The organism is Streptomyces sp. NPDC007346 (genome assembly GCF_040703535.1).
In the GTDB taxonomy this organism is placed as follows: domain Bacteria; phylum Actinomycetota; class Actinomycetes; order Streptomycetales; family Streptomycetaceae; genus Streptomyces.
Genome location: NZ_JBEYKR010000254.1, coordinates 1 through 5,689 on the forward strand (window position 1 = coordinate 1; position 5,689 = coordinate 5,689).

Here is a 5,689-nt window from a genome sequence, read left to right on the forward strand (position 1 = left end):
GACCCCGCCCACCGGCCGCGGTGGGCGGGGTCCTTCCGTCGGCGCGTATGGCGCCGCCGGACACGCCCTAGGACTCGTAGCGCTGGACCGAGACGCCCTCGTGGGCGAGTCTGCGCAGCGCGCCGAACATCGCCTCGCCCAGGACCGTACCGACGATGACGCCCTCGACCAGGTCCTCGCGCTCCACCTGGCGCATGACGTAGTCGAGGTCGGCGCGGGCGACCGACTCGGCCGCGTCCGCGTAGAGGTCCATCAGGCCGACCAGGCCGCCGTGCCCCACCCGGCGCATCGCGGCGACCACTCCGGCCAGCGACTCGGCGGCCGTGCCCTCCTCGCTGACCTGCCAGCCGCGCCGCTCCAGCAGCTCGGCCACATCCTGGCGGGCCCGCTCCTGCTCCGGCCCGGCCTCGCCCTCGCCGAGCGGAGGGACACCCTTCGCCGCCGAGCCCAGCACCTTTATCACCGGCCGTTCGGGGTCGTCCGCGGCTTCCAGGACCTCGCCGATGGCCGCGAGCGAGAGGCCGCCCACTTCCAGCAGGACCCGGATCAGGTGCAGGCGCCGCTCATGGTCCGGACCGTACTCGGCCTGGTTGGGGCTCGTCAGCTCCCCTGCGGGCAGGAGCCGTTCCCGTACGTAGAACTTGATCGTCGGTACCGGAACCCCGGACCTGCGACTCAACTCACCGATGCGCACCGCGTGTTCGCCTTCCCGCCCTTGCCATATCCGACCTCCATCATAGATAGTGCCCCTACCGGATAGCGGTAAGTCCCACTATCCATAATCTCGCAGGGGGTTTCCTCGTGTCGTTATGGCGTTCCTGGCATCGCCCACTGGTCGTCTTCTCCGCCACCATGGGCCTGTGGGCTCTCGTCTCCGCCGTCGGCCTGGCGGTCGACGACCGGGTCCTGGTGGACGCCCCGATCTGGGCGAAGCCGTTCAAGTTCTCCCTCTCCTTCGCCGCCTACGGCCTGACGCTGGCCTGGATGCTGGAGCATCTGACCCGGGGGCGGCGGGCCGGCCGGCGGGCGGGGAACGTGGTCGTCCTGACGGCCCTCGTCGAGATGGCGATCATCACCGTGCAGGTCGTCCGCGGGAAGCGCAGCCACTTCAACGTCGAGACGCCGTTCGACAGGGCCCTGTTCATGGCGATGGGGATCACGGTCGTCGTGCTGTGGGCGGCCACCCTGGTGATCGGTCTCCTGCTGCTGCGCACCCGGTTCGCGGACCGGGCGACCGCCTGGGCGATCCGGGGCGGCGTCGCCGTCGCGCTGGCGGGAGCGGGGCTCGGCTTCCTGATGACGCTGCCGAGCGCGGAACTGCGGGCCGGGAACCTGGAGACCGCCGATGTGATCGGCGCCCACTCCGTCGGCGTGCCCGACGGCGGTCCGGCGATGCCGTTGACCGGCTGGTCCACCACCGGCGGCGACCTGCGGGCCCCGCACTTCGTGGGCATGCACGCGCTCCAGCTGATCCCGCTGTTCCTCATCGCCCTGGTGCTGCTGGCGCCCCGGATCGCCCGGCTGCGCGACGCGCAGGTGCGGCTGCGTCTCGTACGGGCGGTGACGCTCGGGTACGCGGGCCTCGTCGCACTGACCACCTGGCAGGCGCTCCGGGGTCAGCCCCTGGTCCACCCGGACGCGGTGACGCTCATATCCGCCGGCGCGCTCCTGGTGGCGGTGGCCGCCGGGGTCTGGTCAGCGCTGCGTACCGCACCCGCACCCGCACCCGCACCCGCACCCGCACCCGCACCCGCACCCGCACGACGGGAATCCGAACCGGCTTCCCACAGCAAGGAGTTCACGGCATGAGCAACACCCTCTTCGAGATCACGTTCTATCTGGCCGCCCCTTTCTGGCTGCTGATGATCTTCGCCCCCACCTGGTCCGTCACCACCAGGATCGTCTCCTCACCCCTGACCGTCCTGCCGCTCCTCGCCGTCTACACCGTCCTGGCCGTGCAGGTCTTCCCCGAGCTCTGGACGGCGGTGAGCAGCCCGGACCTCGACACCTTCCGCGAGCTGACGGCCCTGGGCGACGGCGCCGCGGCCCTGTGGGCGCAGGTGATCGCCTGGGACCTGCTGATCGGACAGTGGATGTTCCTCCAGGGCCGCAAGCTCGGGTTCTCCCCGTGGCTGATGGGCCCGCTGCTGGTGCTGGCGATCCTGCTCTCGCCGTTCGGGCTGCTGGCCTTCCTCGCGCTGCGCGCCACCCGGCGGAGCGCGGACCGGCCGGAGGTGCGGCGGGGCTGAATCGCTCCGCTGCGTCGCGCGGCCGGGCGGGGCGGGGTCTGGAAGGATCGCGGGCATCGGACCAATCCGGACGGCCGTCGGCTCCGAACCACTCCCGGAACCTATGACGTCCCGGGAGGAAACCCGCGTGAAAGAAGCCGTACAGATCAGCAGGGTGCCCTCGCCAGGACCTGACCTCCAGGAACTCCTGGTGCGGGTCGCGCGGGGGGACCAGGAGGCGTTCGCCGGGGTGTACGACGCGGTCTGCGGGCCCGTGCTCGGGCTCGTCCGCAGTGTGCTCCGCGACCCGGCGCAGTCGGAGGAGGTCGCCCAGGAGGTCCTGGTCGAGGTGTGGCGTACCGCCCCCCGCTTCCAGGCCTCCCGGGGCAGCGCGATGAACTGGGTGCTGACCCTCGCCCACCACCGGGCCGTCGACCGGGTCCGCTCGGCCGAGGCGTCGGCGGCCCGGGAGCACAGAGCGGCGCTCCTGGACCGCACCCCCGCCTTCGACGAGGTCTCCGAACAGGTCGAGACACGGCTGGAGCGGGAGCAGGTACGCCGCTGTCTGCGGACCCTGTCCGAACTCCAGCGCCAGTCCGTGACCCTGGCGTACTACCGGGGCCTGACCTACCGCGAGGTGGCGGAACTCCTCACCGTGCCGCTGGGCACCATCAAGACCCGGCTGCGCGACGGCCTCATCCGGCTGCGCGACTGCCTGGGGGTGAGCGCATGAGCACGGCCGAACTGCACACGCTGACCGGGGCCTACGCCCTGCACGCGCTGCCCGAGACCGAACGCCGCGCGTTCGAGCGGCATCTGAGCGACTGCGAGGCCTGCGCCCAGGAGGTGCGGGAGCTGTCGGCCACGGCCGCCCGGCTCGGTCTCGCCGTCGCCGACGCTCCGCCGCGCGAGCTGCGCGAGAGGGTGCTGCGGGAGATCACGACCGTACGCCAGGAGGCTCCGCCGCAGGGCAGACCGGGGCGTACGGGGGGTGGTGGCCGCACCGGCCGCTGGTCGACCTACGCGCTGGCCGCCTGCGTCGCGGTGGCGGCCGCCTTCGGCGGGGTCGCGGTGTGGCAGAACCAGGTGGCGCAGGACGCCCGCCAGGAGGCGGACCGGGCCCAGCGGCAGAACCAGCAACTGGCCCAGGTGCTCTCCGCCCCGGACGCGAGGACCGCCTCGGGCGAGCTGACCGGCGGCGCACGCGGCACCGTCGTCGTCTCGCAGCGGGAGAACCGGGCCGTGTTCCTCGCCTCGGGGATGGAACGGCCGCCGAGCGGCAAGGTCTACCAGCTCTGGTTCGCCGACGAGGGCACCATGCGGTCGGCCGGCCTGATGGACCCCTCGGCCGGCGTCGAAGCGGTGCTGCTGGACGGGCCCGTGGACCGGGCGACGGGGATGGGCATCACCGTCGAACCGGCGGGCGGATCGGCCGAACCGACCTCGTCACCGCTGGCCCTGATGGACTTCCCGACCGCCTGACCGCCCACGCCGTCCCCTCTGCAAGTCCCCCTCTGCGAGTCCCCTTCTGCCAGTCCCCTCTGCAAGGAGCACCCGTTCCATGAACGTCGCGGTGGTGCTGTTCACCTCCGATCTACGTCTGCACGACAACCCGGTACTGCGTTCCGCCCTGCGGGACGCGGACCGGGTCGTCCCACTCTTCGTCCGGGACGACGCCGTCCACCGGGCGGGGTTCGACGCCCCCAACCGGCTCGCGTTCCTCGCCGACTGCCTGGCGGACCTGGACGCCGGACTGCGCGGACGCGGCGGCCGGCTGATCATCCGTACGGGCGCGGTGGCGGAGGAGGTGCGCCGGCTGGTCGAGGAGACCGGGGCGCGGGCGGTGCACACGGCCGCCGGGGTGAGCGGGTACGCGGCACGGCGCGAGGAGCGGTTGCGTACCGCCCTGGCGGACACCGGCTGCGAGCTGCGCATCCATGACGCGGTGGTCACCGCGCTCGCCCCGGGCCGGGTGGTCCCGGCGGGCAAGGACCACTTCGCGGTCTTCACCCCGTACTTCCGCCGCTGGGAGGCCGCGGGGGTACGGGGCACGCTGACCGCACCGCGCACGGTCCGGCTGCCGGACGGCGAGTTCCCCTCCGACCCCCTCCCCTCCCGGGACGGCGTCGGGGACGTCTCCCCCGGTCTCGCCGCCGGAGGCGAGGTGGCGGCCCGCAAGCTGGCGACGTCCTGGCTGAACGGGGGCCTGGGCGACTACGCCGACAGGCACGACGACCTCGCCGGGGACGCCACCTCCCGGCTCTCCCCCCACCTCCACTTCGGTACGGTCTCCGCCGCCGAACTGGCGAACCGGGCCCAGGAGAAGGGCGGGCCGGGCGCAGAGGCGTTCGTCCGGCAGCTGGCCTGGCGCGACTTCCACCACCAGGTGCTGGCGGCCCGCCCCGACGCCTCCTGGTCCGACTACCGGCCGCGCCGGGACCGCTGGCGCTCGGACGAGGACGAGATCGCCGCCTGGAAGGCCGGGCGGACCGGATATCCCGTGGTGGACGCGGCGATGCGGCAGCTGGCGCACGAGGGGTGGATGCACAACCGGGGCCGGCTGCTGGCCGCGAGCTTCCTCACCAAGACGCTGTACGTGGACTGGCGGGTGGGGGCCCGGCACTTCCTGGAGCTGCTGGTCGACGGCGACATCGCCGACAACCAGCTGAACTGGCAGTGGGTCGCGGGCACCGGCACGGACACCCGGCCCAACCGGGTGCTCAACCCGGTGGTCCAGGGCAGACGCTTCGACCCGCAGGGCGCGTACGTACGGCGGTGGGTTCCGGAGCTTGCGGAGGTGGAGGGGGCCGCGGTCCACGAGCCGTGGAAGGCCGGGGGCGGGCTGGACTATCCGGAGCCCGTGGTGGACCTGGGCGAGGCGCGGGCCCGGTTCGAGAGGGCACGCGGGCTGGACTGAGGACCGGCCGGGCCTGCGGACACGCGCGCGTACAGGCCCCGACCGGTTTCACGGGCGCGACGGTGGGCGGGGGCCGTGCGGGTGGGCGGGGGCCCCGTGCAGGTGGGCGGGGCCCCGTGCAGGTGGGCGTGGGCCCCGTGCAGGTGGCCGGGGCCCCGTGCAGGTGGCCGGGGCCCCATGCAGGTGGGCGGGGGCCCCATGCAGGTGGGCGGAGGGATCGGCCGATGACCGGAACTACCTCGATCGAGTGAATGTCCCCGCTGGACCAATCCGCCGGGCGTTCCGCGCCGAATCCCTCACGTGACAGCAGATCGGAACACCTCGCGGACGGGCGGGACCCTCGGGTCCCGGCGGTCCCGTCCGGCGCGTGCCCCGTTCGCCGGGCCCGGTGCCCGGTGGGTCGGCCGTTCGCCCGCCGCGTCCCCCGTGCACCGGCCGGCGCCGGTCACTCATCGACGGGCCGGCCGATTGCATCACCCCGGCCGAACCCAGGAACAGGCCGGTGCCGATGGCGCCACCGAGGGCGATCAGCTGGATGTGGCGG

The 5,689-nt window shown here is 73.4% G+C and carries 6 protein-coding genes; 5 read left to right on the forward strand and 1 reads right to left on the reverse strand.

What is annotated here, in order from left to right; genetic code table 11:
* Nucleotides 1-67: 67 nt before the first annotated feature.
* Nucleotides 68-694 carry a MerR family transcriptional regulator gene (locus tag AB0917_RS33505; protein WP_366823486.1) on the reverse strand — a complete coding sequence of 209 codons (627 nt, stop codon included), beginning with the start codon at nucleotides 692-694 and terminating at the stop codon, nucleotides 68-70.
* Between the two features lie 158 nt (nucleotides 695-852).
* On the opposite strand from AB0917_RS33505, the gene AB0917_RS33510 reads away from it, so the two are divergent.
* The 5 genes from AB0917_RS33510 (at nucleotide 853) to AB0917_RS33530 (ending at nucleotide 5,145) form a co-directional block, all read left to right on the forward strand.
* Nucleotides 853-1,809: a hypothetical protein gene (locus AB0917_RS33510; protein WP_366823491.1), complete on the forward strand. Its 957-nt coding sequence runs from the start codon at nucleotides 853-855 to the stop codon at nucleotides 1,807-1,809.
* Entirely contained in the window at nucleotides 1,806-2,249 is a 444-nt protein-coding gene (locus AB0917_RS33515; protein WP_366823487.1) for an ABA4-like family protein, read from the forward strand. Before AB0917_RS33510 ends, AB0917_RS33515 begins: the two co-directional genes overlap by 4 nt.
* Nucleotides 2,250-2,376: 127 nt before the next feature.
* A complete protein-coding gene (locus AB0917_RS33520) occupies nucleotides 2,377-2,961 on the forward strand; it encodes a sigma-70 family RNA polymerase sigma factor (protein WP_366823488.1) in 585 nt (194 codons plus the stop codon).
* Complete coding sequence (locus AB0917_RS33525; protein ID WP_366823489.1) at nucleotides 2,958-3,710, forward strand: anti-sigma factor; 753 nt, start codon at nucleotides 2,958-2,960, stop codon at nucleotides 3,708-3,710. Before AB0917_RS33520 ends, AB0917_RS33525 begins: the two co-directional genes overlap by 4 nt.
* A gap of 79 nt (nucleotides 3,711-3,789) precedes the next feature.
* A complete protein-coding gene (locus AB0917_RS33530) occupies nucleotides 3,790-5,145 on the forward strand; it encodes a deoxyribodipyrimidine photo-lyase (RefSeq protein WP_366823490.1) in 1,356 nt (451 codons plus the stop codon).
* Nucleotides 5,146-5,689: the final 544 nt, after the last annotated feature.

Coding starts and splice junctions, on each gene's coding strand:
- AB0917_RS33510 (WP_366823491.1), top strand. CDS start 853: ATGGGCCTGTGGGCTCTCGTCTCCGCCGTCGGCCTGGCGGTCGACGAC.
- AB0917_RS33515 (WP_366823487.1), top strand. CDS start 1,806: ATGAGCAACACCCTCTTCGAGATCACGTTCTATCTGGCCGCCCCTTTC.
- AB0917_RS33525 (WP_366823489.1), top strand. CDS start 2,958: ATGAGCACGGCCGAACTGCACACGCTGACCGGGGCCTACGCCCTGCAC.
- AB0917_RS33530 (WP_366823490.1), top strand. CDS start 3,790: ATGAACGTCGCGGTGGTGCTGTTCACCTCCGATCTACGTCTGCACGAC.